The organism is Gordonia sp. UBA7860 (assembly GCF_002500165.1).
Taxonomy (GTDB): Bacteria; Actinomycetota; Actinomycetes; order Mycobacteriales; family Mycobacteriaceae; genus Gordonia; species Gordonia sputi.
The window spans coordinates 15,708-27,941 of record NZ_DLSO01000011.1; the positions used below are offsets into that span (position 1 = coordinate 15,708).

At 65.6% G+C, this 12,234-nt stretch carries 9 protein-coding genes; 6 read left to right on the plus strand and 3 right to left on the minus strand.

Going from position 1 to position 12,234, the window contains the following annotated elements; all coding sequences use genetic code 11:
- Nucleotides 1-284: 284 nt before the first annotated feature.
- Both B3T59_RS01565 and B3T59_RS01570 read left to right on the plus strand, forming a co-directional pair.
- Entirely contained in the window at nt 285-1,283 is a 999-nt protein-coding gene (locus B3T59_RS01565) for a PAC2 family protein (protein ID WP_251721172.1), read from the plus strand.
- Nucleotides 1,280-3,418, plus strand: coding sequence for a DEAD/DEAH box helicase (locus B3T59_RS01570; protein WP_287001341.1), 2,139 nt, complete (start codon nt 1,280-1,282; stop codon nt 3,416-3,418). The genes B3T59_RS01565 and B3T59_RS01570 overlap by 4 nt, the downstream gene beginning before the upstream one ends.
- Nucleotides 3,419-3,437: 19 nt before the next feature.
- On the opposite strand, the gene B3T59_RS01575 is transcribed toward B3T59_RS01570, so the two are convergent.
- Entirely contained in the window at nt 3,438-4,409 is a 972-nt protein-coding gene (locus B3T59_RS01575) for a hydrogen peroxide-inducible genes activator (protein WP_197502376.1), read from the minus strand.
- 106 nt (nt 4,410-4,515) lie between these two features.
- Here B3T59_RS01575 and B3T59_RS01580 point away from each other — a divergent pair, with 106 nt between their 5' ends.
- Both B3T59_RS01580 and B3T59_RS01585 read left to right on the plus strand, forming a co-directional pair.
- Nucleotides 4,516-5,103: a peroxiredoxin gene (locus tag B3T59_RS01580; protein ID WP_064862962.1), complete on the plus strand. Its 588-nt coding sequence runs from the start codon at nt 4,516-4,518 to the stop codon at nt 5,101-5,103.
- Nucleotides 5,104-5,114: 11 nt separating this feature from the next.
- The gene (locus B3T59_RS01585; protein WP_287001337.1) at nt 5,115-5,648 is read left to right on the plus strand and encodes a carboxymuconolactone decarboxylase family protein; all 534 of its coding nucleotides are present in this window, start codon (nt 5,115-5,117) and stop codon (nt 5,646-5,648) included.
- 58 nt (nt 5,649-5,706) lie between these two features.
- Here the strand turns inward: B3T59_RS01585 and B3T59_RS01590 are convergent, their stop codons facing one another.
- Nucleotides 5,707-6,534, minus strand: coding sequence for a helix-turn-helix transcriptional regulator (locus B3T59_RS01590; RefSeq protein WP_251721168.1), 828 nt, complete (start codon nt 6,532-6,534; stop codon nt 5,707-5,709).
- 99 nt (nt 6,535-6,633) lie between these two features.
- On the opposite strand from B3T59_RS01590, the gene B3T59_RS01595 reads away from it, so the two are divergent.
- Nucleotides 6,634-7,404, plus strand: coding sequence for an SDR family oxidoreductase (locus B3T59_RS01595; RefSeq protein ID WP_287001338.1), 771 nt, complete (start codon nt 6,634-6,636; stop codon nt 7,402-7,404).
- Nucleotides 7,405-7,428: 24 nt separating this feature from the next.
- On the opposite strand, the gene B3T59_RS01600 is transcribed toward B3T59_RS01595, so the two are convergent.
- Nucleotides 7,429-8,658: an aspartate aminotransferase family protein gene (locus B3T59_RS01600; protein ID WP_251721447.1), complete on the minus strand. Its 1,230-nt coding sequence runs from the start codon at nt 8,656-8,658 to the stop codon at nt 7,429-7,431.
- Nucleotides 8,659-8,773: 115 nt separating this feature from the next.
- On the opposite strand from B3T59_RS01600, the gene hrpA reads away from it, so the two are divergent.
- A partial coding sequence (gene hrpA / locus B3T59_RS01605; RefSeq protein WP_287001339.1) for an ATP-dependent RNA helicase HrpA occupies nt 8,774-12,234 on the plus strand: 3,461 nt, incomplete at its 3' end.

The following is a 12,234-nucleotide window of genomic DNA, read 5'->3' on the forward strand; positions in this document are numbered from 1 at the left end:
TGTGCCACCGCACGGCCAAGGCACCGGTCACGACACTCCGACGGTCTCCAGATCACCTCGGGGAATCGGGAGCCCGGCGCAGTTGTTGGAAGAGCACAGAACCCAATTGTTGGAACAACACAGAACTCAGTTGTTGGAACAACACAGAACCACTGTGAGAACAACACTGATCTGTCCCGCGCACATTCTTCAGCGACACCGATTGGTCACGAGCGGTGTGGATGCGGGACAATCCGACGAACAGGTAGGACAGGCACGTGCCGATCTTCAAGAGGAGGGACGACATGGATTCCAATCCGGACGAGGGCCGTCAGCTCTTCGAGCTCGCCTTCCCCGCTCCCCAGGTCTCCGACGCCACGGGGACGGGCCCCGTACTCATTCACGCACTCGACGGCTTCGCCGACGCGGGACATGCCGTGGCGCTCGCCGCGCAGAACCTTCGCGACTCGCTCGAGTCCGAGGTGGTCGCGACCTTCGACAACGACGAGCTGATGGACTATCGCTCGCGCCGACCGACGATCACCTTCAGCGGCGAGACCTTCACCGACGTGGAGATGCCAACCCTGACGCTGCACGCGATCCGCGACAACGCAGGTAAGCCGTTCCTGCTGCTCTCCGGCTCAGAGCCGGACCTGCGGTGGGAACAGTTCACCGAGGCCATTCGACGCCTCGCCGACCACTTCCGGGTGACCGACGTGATCGGTCTCAACGCCATCCCGATGGCCGTTCCGCACACCCGCCCGTCGTCGTTGACCGCACACGGCAACGAGCCCGAATCGTTGGGCGATCTGCCCACGTGGGGTTCGCAGATGAAGCTCCCCGCGAGTGCGTCGATGCTCCTTGAGCTGCGCCTGGGCCAGGGCGGACGACGTACCTCGGGACTGTCGGTACACGTGCCGCACTACCTCTCCCAGACCGATTACCCGGCAGCGTCAGCGCGTCTGCTCGAGGCGGTTTCGGGACTGACCGGACTCGAATTACCCACTGGCGCACTCGAATCCGCAGCAGCTGCGGTCCGCGAGCAGGTCGACGCCGAGGTGTCGGGCAACGGTGAGATCGAATCCGTCGTCGCGGCGCTCGAGGCGCAGTACGACAGCTTCACCGAGGCACAGACGCAGCGCGCATCTCTGCTCGCCGCCGACGAACCACTGCCCAGCGGCGACGAGCTCGGCGCTGAACTCGAGCGGTTCCTGGCGGAGCAATCGCGTGGCGACGTCGATCCGGACGGCACCGGAGACCTCCACGATGATGACGGCAACGGCGGTTCGTCATCGCCGAACTGAACGACGAGTCCGTTTCCGGGTCAGCAACGACGCTGACCCCCGTCGCCGACGACGACATCGCATTCGACACGTTCACCCGATGGTGGGCCGACCGCGGCATCGACCTGTACCCGCACCAGGAGGAGTCGCTGCTCGAGTTGATCTCGGGTAACAACGTCATCCTGGCGACACCGACCGGGTCGGGGAAGTCGCTCGTGGCGTCCGGCGCCATCTACTTCGCCCGATGTCGGGGCCAGCGCGCGTTCTACACCGCGCCGATCAAGGCATTGGTCAGCGAGAAGTTCTTCGATCTGTGCGCTCAGTTCGGGGCCGACCAGGTCGGCCTGATGACCGGCGATGCCTCGGTCAACTCCAATGCTCCGATCATCTGCGCGACCGCCGAGATCGTCGCGAACCTCGCACTTCGCGACGGTCCGAACAGCGATATCGGCGTCCTCGTCTCCGACGAGTTCCACTTCTACGGCGAGTCCGATCGCGGCTGGGCGTGGGAAGTCCCGCTGATCGAGCTTCCACATACGCAGTTCCTCCTGATGTCGGCGACGCTCGGCGACATCAGCTTCTTCGTCGACGATCTGTCGCGACGCACCGGCCGCACCACCACCGCGGTCACCGGAACCCATCGACCGGTTCCCCTCGAATACACGTATGCGATGACACCCATCCACGAGACGATCGAGGGACTCATCGACGCGGGTCGGGCACCGATCTACGTCGTGCATTTCACCCAGGCAGCGGCCGTCGAGCGCGCGCAAGCGCTCCTGTCGGCACGAATCACCACCAAGGAGGAGAAGACTCAGATCGCCGAGGCCATCGGCGACTTCCGCTTCTCCACCGGATTCGGCTCCACCCTGTCGAAGCTGCTCCGCGCGGGCATCGGCGTGCACCACGCGGGCATGCTGCCGCGCTACCGACGTCTCGTCGAACGCCTTGCACAGCAAGGACTTCTCAAGGTCATCGCGGGTACCGACACCCTCGGGGTCGGTATCAACGTGCCCATCCGTACCGTCCTGTTCGCAGGTCTGAGCAAATACGACGGCACGCGTGTACGTCGTCTGCGCGCACGCGAGTTCCACCAGATCGCCGGCCGCGCAGGGCGAGCAGGCTTCGACACCGTCGGCTACGTCGTCGCGCAGGCACCCGAGCACGACGTCGAGAACGCCCGCGCAGTCGCCAAGGCGGGCGACGACCCGAAGAAACTGCGAAAGCTGGTGCGCAAGAAGCCACCCGAGGGTTTCGTCTCCTGGGGCGAGAAGACGTTCCTGCAACTCGTCGACGCACCAGACGAGCCGTTGCGCTCGCACTTCCGCATGACGACCGCGATGTTGCTCGAAGTCCTCGGCAGGCCGGGAGATTGCTTCGCGGCGACGCGACATCTGTTGGAGGACAACCATCTCCCCCGCAATCGACAACTGGGACAGATCCGCCACACCATTCGTCTCTACCGTGACCTGCGCGACGCGGGCATCGTCGTGCAACTACCCGAACCCGACGACGAGGGCCGATACGTCGCGCTGAGCGTCGACATGCCCGAGAACTTCGCACTCACCAACCCGCTGTCAGCGTTCGCGCTCGCCGCATTCGAGCTACTCGATCCGGATTCGTCGACCTATGCGCTCGATGTCGTCTCGATTCTCGAATCCACTCTCGACGATCCCCGTCCGGTGCTGATGGCGCAGCGCAAAGAAGCGCGTGACGCAGCGATCGCCGAGATGAAAGCCGACGGCGTCGAGTACGAGGAGCGCATGGCGCGTCTCGAGGAGATCACCTGGCCGCAACCGCTCGCGGAGGAGATCGACTACGCCTTTGGTGTCTACCGACGGACCCACCCGTGGATTGCCGGGTTTCCGCCGTCGCCGAAGTCGGTTCTCCGACTCATGCTCGAGCGAGCGATGACGTTCACCGAACTGATTTCTGCCTACGGTCTCGCTCGCAGCGAAGGAGTGGTACTGCGGTACCTATCCGACTGTTATCGCGTGTTGCGCCAGGGCGTTCCGACGACCGTGCTGACCGACGAGATCGTCGAACTCACCGAACGCGTCGGCGACATGGTCCGCGACGTCGACTCCAGCCTCCTCGACGAGTGGGAAGAATTGGCCCGCACCGCCGCCGCCGACGCGCTCGCCGAGGAACACTGAGGCACCGGCCGAATCACTCTCACACGGCAACCGCTTTCTCCACGCGCACCGCGCCCGTCTGTTCGACAAGTCCAGCGATGATGGCCGCCAGGCGCCGATACGACTCACCCCTACCCGACGATTCGCGATAGACCAGCCCGATTCGACGCCCGGGCCGCGGCGTCGTGAATGTCGCGGTCGCGAGGTCGCCGCCCGCCGTTTCGGCGGCAACAGCGGTACCCGGGATCAGCGTGACGCCCAGACCACCTTCGACGCACTGCACCGCAGTCGCCAACGACGCCGCTCTGGTGTGCCCGATGTCGGCGCGCACGCCCGCGAGTCGGCACACCTCGAGCGCCTGGTCGCGCAGGCAGTGACCCTCATCGAGCAGCAGGAGCGGAAGGTCGGCGAGCGAACTCGGGTCGACGCGCTTGCGTCCGGCCAGCGGATGATCGGACGGCAGCGCCAGCACGAAATCCTCGGCGTACATCGGTATCTCGGCAAGGCCGGGTACGTCGGCGGGTAGCGCGAGACATGCGGCGTCGAGTGACCCCTCACGTAACTGCGCCACCAGTCGTGCCGTCTGGTCCTCGACGACCCGCAAAGCGAGAGAGGGCAATTCGGCCGCAAGCCCGCGCAGCACGGTCGGCAGAACGTACGGCGCGACCGTCGGGATCAGGCCGAGTCGCAGAGTACCGGCAAGCGGATCGTCGGAACCCGCGGCCGCGGAGAGGAATTCGTCGACGGCATCGGTCACCGCGATCGCTTTGGGTAGGAGTGCCTCGCCTTCCGGAGTCAAGAAGACACGCCGGGTTGTGCGTTCGATGAGTTGCCTACCCAGCCCGGCCTCCAGGCCTGCGAGCGCCTGCGACAGCGATGGCTGACTGACACCGAGTTCCGTTGCCGCCGAGCCGAAATGACGCTTTCGTGCCAGCGCGACGAATGCCCGCAGACCGGCGACCGACGGCTGATAACTTCTATCACTCATGCCTATCAGTCTAGTGCTAATCATCACGTTTCGTTTTCGGTGGTCTTTGGGCAGAATTGAGGGGCAACTGCAGATACGTGAGTTCGCGCGCCACCCACGAACGCCATCGACACGAAGGAGCAAAAGACACATGGCTCTTCTGACCATCGGAGATCAATTCCCCGCCTACAACCTGACGGCAGTCATCGGAGGCGACCTGAGCAAGGTGGACGCCCAGCAGCCCGATGACTACTTCACCCAGGTGTCGAGCGACGATCACCCCGGCAAGTGGCGCATTGTCTTCTTCTGGCCCAAGGACTTCACGTTCGTGTGCCCGACCGAGATCGCCGCCTTCGGAAAGCTGAACGACGAGTTCGCCGATCGCGACGCCCAGGTTCTCGGCGCGTCCGTCGACAACGAGTTCGTCCACTTCCAGTGGCGTGCACAGCATGAGGATCTCAAGACCCTCCCCTTCCCGATGCTGAGTGACCTCAAGCGTGAGCTGGCAACTGCAGCAGGCGTTCTCAACGCCGATGGTGTTGCCGATCGCGCGACGTTCATCGTCGATCCCAACAACGAGATCCAGTTCGTCTCGGTGACCGCAGGCTCCGTCGGTCGCAACGTCGACGAGGTGCTCCGAGTTCTCGACGCACTTCAGTCCGACGAGCTGTGCGCCTGCAATTGGAAGAAGGGCGACCCGACCATCGACGCCGGCGAGCTCCTCACCGCAAGCGTCTGAGAGGAATTCGTATGAGCATCGACAATCTCAAAGAAGCTCTCCCCGAGTACGCCAAGGACCTCAAGCTGAACCTGGGTTCGCTGGCTCGCTCGACCGAGCTCTCCGAGCAGCAGCTCTGGGGCACCTTCCTCGCGTCGGCCGCGGCATCGCGTAATGCGAAGGTGCTCGCCGAGGTATCCGAGGAAGCGGCGGACAACCTGTCAGCCGAGGCCTATAACGCGGCGCTTGGCGCGGCGTCGATCATGGGCATGAACAATGTCGCGTACCGCGCCAAGAGTTTTCTCGGCGACGACTACGCGCAGGTGCGCATGGGTCTGCGGATGAACATCATCGGCAACCCCGGCGTCGACAAGACCGATTTCGAGCTGTGGAGCCTGGCCGTGTCGACCATCAACGGTTGTCACGACTGCACCGCCGCACACGCGAAGGTCGTCCGTGACGCCGGCCTCACCAAGGAACAGGTCTGGGAGGCCGTCAAGGTCGCCGCGACCGTTTCCGGTGTCGCGCAGGCCATCGCCACCACCGAGGTGCTGGCCAACGCCTGATCACCAACGGACACGAATGCCCCGGTCTCGTCAGAGGCCGGGGCATTCTGGTGTTCGGTCAGCGTCCGACGGTCCTGAACGTAGGAGCGGTGGCGGCATCGAGGCGTGCGAGCTTCTCGGCACTGCCGGTGCCTTCGACCGGCTGGTACACGACGACGCGCTGCCCTCGCGCACCGGCCACTTCGAGTGTGTCCCAATGCAGCTCGACGACGCCGACGTCGGCAAAATGCATCCGCTTCGACCCACTCGACTTGACCTGCACGTCGTTACGCGCCCAGATCTCCGCGAACAGCGGGCTGTGCAGTGAGAGTTCGCCGACGAGGTCGCGGAGGTGGGGGTGGTCGATATCCGCGCCGGTCAGCGAGCGCAGATTGGCGACGGTCTCGGCGGCAACATCCTCGTAGTCGAGGTAGATCGGTCGCGCCTGGGGATCGAGGAACAGCTTGCGCAGCATGTTGTCGCCGACCTCGAGCCCGAGGGCACCGTGGAGCACGACACCGGCGTCGTTGATGGCGAGCAGGTCCATGAACCGATTCATCACGATCGCCGGCTGCTGCCACTGTCCCATCAGTACTCGAATCGGTTCGACCACGTCGTGATCGGCGAAGTCGACATCGATGCGTACGTCGGCGAGCGCGGCGAGGTGATCGCGCTCTGAGTCGTCGAGCCCGAGGACATCGGCGAGCGAGGCCACGACTGCTGCGGACGGATTCCTGTCACGTCCGCGCTCGAGCCGCACGAGGTATTCGACGCTGATGCCGGCGAGACTCGCGACCTCTTCGCGCCGAAGTCCCGGCGTGCGACGTGGTCCGACGGTGCGCAGACCGAGCGACGTCGGGTCGACCCGTTCGCGCCGGGCGCGGAGGAACTCACCGAGAGCGGTCATGAAAAAAGTCTAGGCGGGCACCGACGATCAGCCAGGTAGTGCGAGGACCCCTCACCACGCGGCGTGGTCGGGTCGTCGTCCACGGTCGACGCTCGGAACATGACACAACACGAGAGCACTGCATTTTCAACCACCACCCTCGAGGGCCGCATCGCGGTGGTGACCGGCGGCGGAACGGGCATCGGCGCCGCGACTGCCCGCACGCTCGCGGCCCGCGGGGCCCGTGTCGCGCTCCTGGGCCGCCGAATCGACAGGATCGCACCGGTCGCCGAGCAGATCGACGGACTGGCCGTCAGGACAGACGTGAGTGATCCGGCAGCGATCGAAGCGGCTTTCGACGAGGTGACCGCGAACCTCGGTACACCGGATCTCGTCGTCGCCAACGCCGGCGCGATGCTCGCTGCCCCTTTCGCCCACGCCGACCGCACCGAGTGGCGTCGCATGCTCGACGTCAACGTGATGGGTGTGCTTGACACCGCACGTGCAGCCGTCCCGGGACTGCGAACGGCAGCGGTCGACGGACGGCCCGCCGACCTGGTCCTGATCAGTTCGATCGGCGCGCACCTGGTCTTGCCGACCTACGCGGTCTACATGGCGACGAAGGCCGCGGTCAGCCACCTCTCGCGCATCCTCCGAGCCGAGCTCGGACCCGACGGAATCCGGGTGCGGGCCGTCGAACCGGGTATGACGGAATCAGACCTAGGCCACGACATGAGTTATCCGGGCTCGAAGGAGTCCCTCGCCGACTTCGCGGTGCACACTCCTCCGATATCCGCGGCCGCGATCGCAGAGGCCGTGGCGTGGTCGGTGTCGTTACCGGCGGCGGTCAACGCCGCGTCTATCGAGGTGTTGCCGACGACGCAGGGATGACTACTTCCGGGGTGGCGAAGCCGCTCAGCCCAACGCGGCGCCGATGCGGTCAGCGAGTTCGGCCACCTCGGAGGTTTGCATGACGAACGACGGCGACACCTGCAGCGCGCCCTGGCCCGCGGCGCGAGTGCTCACGCCGTGCTTACGCAGGGCACCGACCGCTGCGGGCGCCTGCGCCGGGTCGGCGAGTTGGACGGCCGTCACCGCACCGAGTCCGGTGCGCACCTCGGACACCGCGGCGACGTCGGCGAGCGGGGCGAGCTTGTCTGCCAGGTCGCCCTCGAGCCTCGACGCCTCGGCCAGGAGGCCCTCCCGCTCGATGATGTCGAGGTTGGCCATCGCAGCTGCCGCGGCTCCCGCGTGTCCGCCGTAGGTGTAGCCGTGACGCCACCAGACACCACCGGCGTAGAACGGTTCGGCGACACGCGGCGCGATGAACACCGCGCCCATCGGAACGTACCCCGACGTCAGACCCTTGGCTGTGGTCATCATGTCGGGTTGGAGGTCGAAGCGCGTTGAAGCGAACCAGCTCTCGCCTCCGATACGGCCGAAGCCGGTCACCACTTCGTCGGCGACGAACAGCACGTCATTATCGCGGCAGATCTGTCGGACCTCGGCCAGATACCCCTCGGGCGGAAGGTAGATGCCGCCTGCACCGATGATCGGCTCGCAGAAGAACGCGGCGACCTTGTCGGCGCCGACGCGTTCGATCAGACCCAGCAGGCTCTTGGCGTCGTCCCACTCGACGGTTTGCGCGTCGGGCATCAGGGTGCCGTAGCCGTCGTGGTTACCGGGGATGCCCGCGAGCGAGGTGCCCGCGACATGCATGCCATGGTAGGCCTTGGTCCGGCCGACGATGATCGTCTTCTCCGGCTTGCCGATCTCCACCCAGTAGCGCCGTGCGAGTTTCGCCGCGGTCTCGATCGAGTCGCTTCCGCCCGAGGTGAAGAAGATCTTGCTCCCGGGAACCGGCGCGATGGTCGCAAGCCGGTCGGCAAGCGCGTCGGTGACGTCTGCGGTGAGATCTCCGAATCCCGAATAGTGCGCGAGAGTGGAGAGCTGATCTGCCACCGCCTGCGCGACCTCGGTGCGTCCGTGACCGATGTTGGTGAACCACAGACCAGCGGTGGCGTCGAGATACTCGTTGCCATCACGGTCCCACACGCGGGTGCCCTCACCCCGCGTGATCACAAATGGGCCGCTTGCGCTGACCGACCCCATATCGGCGAATCCGTGCCACAGTGAACCTGACATGTGCTCAATGATGCCCGGCGGCATCACGGTCAGAGCACTCAGGGTCGTCAGTCCGTTCACTGGTGAGAGGTCGGACTGCGTCGCGCCATGTATCGACACATATCCTTGAAAGATCATGTCCGTCTCCCCCGAATCACAGCCCGGCGACTCCACCGCCGCGGCGACGCAGCCTTCTTCGACGGATCAACGCTCGCTTCGACGTCGACTCACCGACCTGCCGATCGTCGACCAACACCGCCTCCGACGCCGCGTCGACAAGCTCGGTGCGTCGCCGAACGCCGATGCGGTGGCGGCACTCTCGCGCGACATCGACGCCGCCTCACGACGCATCGAGCGTCGTCGAGCATCCGTTCCGGTGCTCGAGTTCCCACCGGAGCTGCCGGTCTCGGAGGCCCGCGACGAAATCGCTGCCGCGATCGCCACTCACCAGGTCGTGGTGATCGCGGGCGAAACCGGATCGGGCAAGACCACCCAGCTTCCCAAGATCTGCCTGGAGCTCGGCCGAGGCGTGCGCGGCGCCATCGGTCACACCCAGCCGAGGCGTATCGCCGCGAGTTCGGTGGCACGGCGTATCGCCGACGAGACGAACACCGAGATCGGCGATGCCGTGGGGTACTCGGTGAGGTTCTCCGACCGCTCCGGCGCCGACACCCTCGTCAAGGTGATGACCGACGGCATCCTCCTGCGCGAGATCGCCACCGATCCGATGCTGCGCGCCTACGACACGCTGATCATCGACGAGGCGCATGAACGAAGCCTGAACATCGATTTCATCCTCGGGTACCTGCACCGACTGCTCCCCCGTCGCCCCGACCTCAAGCTCATCATCACGTCGGCGACGATCGAACCCGACAGGTTCGCGCGGCATTTCACCACGCCCGACGCCGAGGTACCCGTCCTCGAGGTGTCGGGGCGGGCGTATCCCGTCGACGTCCGCTACCGCCCCCTCGTCTCCTCCGACGGCCCCGACACGGGTGACGAGCGCGGTGGCGGCGAGCACGCTGACCTCGACCAGATCCAGGGCATCGACGCCGCCATCGACGAGTTGTGGGGACGCAGCAATGCCGGTGGCGACATCTTGGTATTTCTGCCCACCGAGCGTGACATCCGTGAGGCGGTGGACTCGCTGTCCCGACGAGTCGCGGCAGGCGCCGAAGTGGTTCCGCTGTACGCACGATTGTCGATCGCCGAACAACAGAAGGTGTTCACACCGTCACGCGGCAATCGAATCGTGTTGTCCACCAACGTCGCCGAGACGTCGCTGACGGTCCCGGGCATCCGCTACGTGATCGACACGGGTACCGCACGTATCTCGCGATACTCGGCGCGCACCAAGATCCATCGACTCCCGGTCGAACCGATCTCGCAGGCGAGCGCCCGTCAGCGCGCCGGGCGCTGCGGACGAGTCGCCCCCGGCATCTGCATCCGCCTGTACAGCGAGGCCGACTTCGACGCCCGCCCCGCCTTCACCGACCCCGAGATTCTCCGCACCGACCTCGCGTCGGTCATCTTGCAGATGGCCTCGCTGCGGCTCGGCGACATCGCCGACTTCCCCTTCGTCCAACCTCCCGACGCACGCGGTATCCGCGACGGCATCGGGGTTCTCACCGAGCTCGGCGCGATCACGACGACCGACAAGACCGACACCACGCCGCGGTTGACACCTGTCGGACGGACGATGTCGCGTATCCCGGTCGAGCCGAGGGTCGCGCGCATGCTGATCGCCGCGCACGAATCCGGTTGTCTCGACGACGTTCTGGTCATCGCCGCCGCATTGTCGATTCCCGACGTTCGTGAGCGGCCCGGCGATCATCGCGAGGCTGCCGACGCCGCGCACAAACGGTTCGTCGTGCCAGGGTCCGACTTCATGGGCTACCTCGCACTGTGGCGCTACCTGCAGGAGAAGCGACAGGAGCTGTCCGGCAACCAGTTCCGCCGCACCTGCGAGCGCGAGTTCCTCCACTACCTCCGCATCCGCGAATGGCAGGATCTGCACCGACAGCTACGGCGCATCGTCGACGATCTCGGCTGGTCGACGAAAGAATCTGGGACGTCGAAGAATTCTGGTGAGCCCGCGGTGTCACACCACACCGATGCGATCCACCAGGCGATACTGTCCGGGCTCCTGAGCAACATCGCCGCCCGCAACGCCGAGGGTCGGGAGTACACCGGCGCACGCAACACGACGCTGATGATCTTTCCCGGCTCGTCACTCTCCAAGAAGCCGCCCGCATTCCTGATGGCCGCCGAGATCCTGGAAACGTCACGACTTTTCGCGCACACCGTCGCGGGAATCGACCCGCTGTGGGCCGAGCGACTCGCAGGCGACCTGGTCAAACGCACATACAGCGAGCCGCACTGGTCGTCGAAGCGCGGTGCCACGATGGCATACGAACGTGCGACGCTCTACGGCGTCCCGTTGGTGGCCCGACGCCGCGTCGACTACGGCCCCATCGACCCCGCAGCCGCGCGGGACATGTTCATCCGGCACGCGCTCGTCGAAGGCGACTGGAAGACCAATCATCCGTTCTTCGAACGCAATCGAGCACTCCTGTCCGACGCCGCCGAAGTCGAACACCGCGCTCGACGCCGCGACGTGGTGATCACCGAAGACCAACTGTTCGACTTCTACGACCATCGCATCGGCGCCGAGGTCACCTCGGCACGCCACTTCGACACCTGGTGGAAGAAGGCGCGCCGAGCCGACCAGGCGCTGCTCGACCTCACCCCGGCGGACGTCGCCGCCGACGTCCACGTCGCCGATGCCGACTATCCCGGCGAGTGGCAACAGGGCGATACCCGCTACCGCCTGCGATACCGGTTCGAGCCCGGCGCGCCCGATGACGGTGTGTCCGTGCTCATTCCGCGTCCACTGTTGCGACACGTACGTCCTGCTGGTTTTGACTGGCTGGTCCCGGGAATGCGTAGCGAACTCGCCACCGAGTTGATCAAGACACTGCCCAAGACCATCCGCAAAACGATGGCCCCCGCCGGACGATTCGCCGATCTCGCGCTGTCTCGCCTCACCCCACGCCGAGAGCCACTCACCACCGGCCTCGCGCGTGAACTGTCGACGATCACCGGGCAGACGATTGCGGCCGACGACTTCGCTCCCGAGCGACTCCCCGCCTACCTTCGGATGAACTTCGTCGTGATCGACGAGCGAGAGGAGTCGGTCGCCACCGGCAAATCCCTCGCCGACCTCCGCCGACGTATCGAGGGTGACGCGCCTGCGCCGACGCCGCGTCGGGTGTACCCGACGTGGACGGCCGACGGAATCGGAACACTTGCCGAGTCGAGCGTCGATACCGTTGCCGGACAACAGATCACACGCTATCCATCACTCGAGGTCGTCGCTGGAGAGCGCAACCGTGGGGTGGCACGGACGCTCGCGACGTCGGACGCACAGCGACGTGTGCAACTGCACGGTGCCGTCATCGAACTGCTCGACCATGCGATCGCGCCGCTCTCGCGCAAGATCAGCGCCGGGCTCGCCCCGGCCGATCGACTGGCCATGAGTCAGAGTCCCTACGCGTCGCCCGACGCGCTGTATTCCGACTGCACCCGCAGGGCGAT

Coding starts and splice junctions, on each gene's coding strand:
- B3T59_RS01590 (WP_251721168.1), bottom strand. CDS start 6,534: ATGACCGCTCTCGGTGAGTTCCTCCGCGCCCGGCGCGAACGGGTCGAC.
- B3T59_RS01600 (WP_251721447.1), bottom strand. CDS start 8,658: ATGTCAGGTTCACTGTGGCACGGATTCGCCGATATGGGGTCGGTCAGC.
- B3T59_RS01580 (WP_064862962.1), top strand. CDS start 4,516: ATGGCTCTTCTGACCATCGGAGATCAATTCCCCGCCTACAACCTGACG.
- B3T59_RS01585 (WP_287001337.1), top strand. CDS start 5,115: ATGAGCATCGACAATCTCAAAGAAGCTCTCCCCGAGTACGCCAAGGAC.
- B3T59_RS01595 (WP_287001338.1), top strand. CDS start 6,634: ATGACACAACACGAGAGCACTGCATTTTCAACCACCACCCTCGAGGGC.
- B3T59_RS01565 (WP_251721172.1), top strand. CDS start 285: ATGGATTCCAATCCGGACGAGGGCCGTCAGCTCTTCGAGCTCGCCTTC.
- B3T59_RS01575 (WP_197502376.1), bottom strand. CDS start 4,409: ATGATTAGCACTAGACTGATAGGCATGAGTGATAGAAGTTATCAGCCG.